The organism is Methylobacterium sp. J-026 (genome assembly GCF_022829585.1).
In the GTDB taxonomy this organism is placed as follows: Bacteria; Pseudomonadota; Alphaproteobacteria; order Rhizobiales; family Beijerinckiaceae; genus Methylobacterium.
In genome coordinates this window covers 1-1312 of the sequence record NZ_JAKSYC010000095.1, presented here as the reverse complement: position 1 = coordinate 1312, position 1312 = coordinate 1, and the positions used below count along the sequence as shown (strand labels likewise).

At 64.3% G+C, this 1312-nt stretch carries 3 pseudogenes; all 3 read left to right on the top strand.

Annotated features, from left to right (window positions below):
* Positions 1 to 200 (top strand): annotated as a pseudogene (locus MKK69_RS09440) (TolC family protein); the annotation flags it as partial.
* Between the two features lie 22 nt (positions 201 to 222).
* Positions 223 to 813 (top strand): annotated as a pseudogene (locus tag MKK69_RS09435) (outer membrane protein assembly factor BamA); the annotation flags it as partial.
* Between the two features lie 96 nt (positions 814 to 909).
* A pseudogene (locus MKK69_RS09430) lies at positions 910 to 1221 on the top strand (integrase core domain-containing protein); the annotation flags it as partial.
* Between the last annotated feature and the right edge of the window lie 91 nt (positions 1222 to 1312).

Below are 1312 nucleotides of genomic sequence, written 5' to 3'. Positions count from 1 at the left end.
ACGCGCAGATCCGGCAGGCGAAGGAGCAGGTCGATCAGGCCCGCATCCAGGTGGATCAGGTCCGCGACCAGGTGCGCGCGCAGATCGTCGATTTCTGGGGCCGGCTCGAAGCCGCCAAGGCGCAGGTCATCGCCGCCCAGGTGCAGGTCCAGGCCAACGAGGTGGCGCTCAACGGCGTGCGTGAGGAAGCCCGCGTCGGCCATCCAGGCGGCGTCACCCCAGATCGGCCTCGTTGCATCCTGCGCAGCCGGAGCCCTCAGCCTAGCCGTGCTGTTATGTGCGGGACAGGCGAGCGCCAATGAGATCGTCGTCCAGGGCAACCAACGAGTCGACGCGGAGGCCATCAGGTCCTACGTGACCGGCACGGCGTCCGGCTCCGCCGAGGAGGCCCGCCGCAATCTGCTGGCGAGCGGCATGTTCTCAGATGTGAAGGTCGCCCAATCGGGCGGGCGTACGGTGGTGACCGTCCGCGAGAACAACCTGATCAACCGCGTGGTGTTCGAGGGCAACAAGAAGGTCGAGGCGAAGGCACGCGGGCCCTACACCGGAGCGATCATCAACGCCGACCTCGCCCGCATCCGCGACGTCTACAAGCGCTTCAGCCGGGGTGCCGCCAAGGTGACCTACCGCATCGTCGACCTGCCGAACGGCCGCGTCGACGTGATCTACCAGATCGACGAGGGCGATAAGACCGGCATCGTCTCGATCAACTTCGTGAGCAACAACGCCTATTTGGAGCGGACCCTGAAGGGGCTGATGAGCTCCTCGGAGATGAACTTCCTGTCGTTCATCAAGACCTCCGAGGTCTACGATCACCGACAACGGCACCCACTTCACCACGCCCGGCAATGTCGCCTTGGCCGCTTCCATCCTTAAGGGACGATTGCAGTCGGCGAGACCTTCCGAGCCCACAGCTTCGCACTTGCCTGCGCCCGTAACGATATTGACCATCGGCTGACCAAACCGCGCCATCCCTGGACGAACGGTTAGGTCGAGCGGATGAACCGCACGATCAAGGACGCGACGGTCAAGCGCTACCATTATGACAGCTACGCGCAACTCCGTGCGCACTTGGCCGACTTCGTCAACGCCTACAACTTCGCCCGCCGCCTCAAGACCCTGCGCGGCCTCACGCCCACCGAGTTCATCCTGAACGCCTGGACGAAAGAGCCTAGAGCTGTTCCCGGAGGCGTTGCGACGGAGCCGGGGTTGCCGCGTTGACCGGTTAAGGAGGCGGCAATGCCATCACCTTTATCAGTCGATCTGCGCGAGCGCGTTGTAGCGGCCGTGACCGAGGGCGCGTCTTTCCATC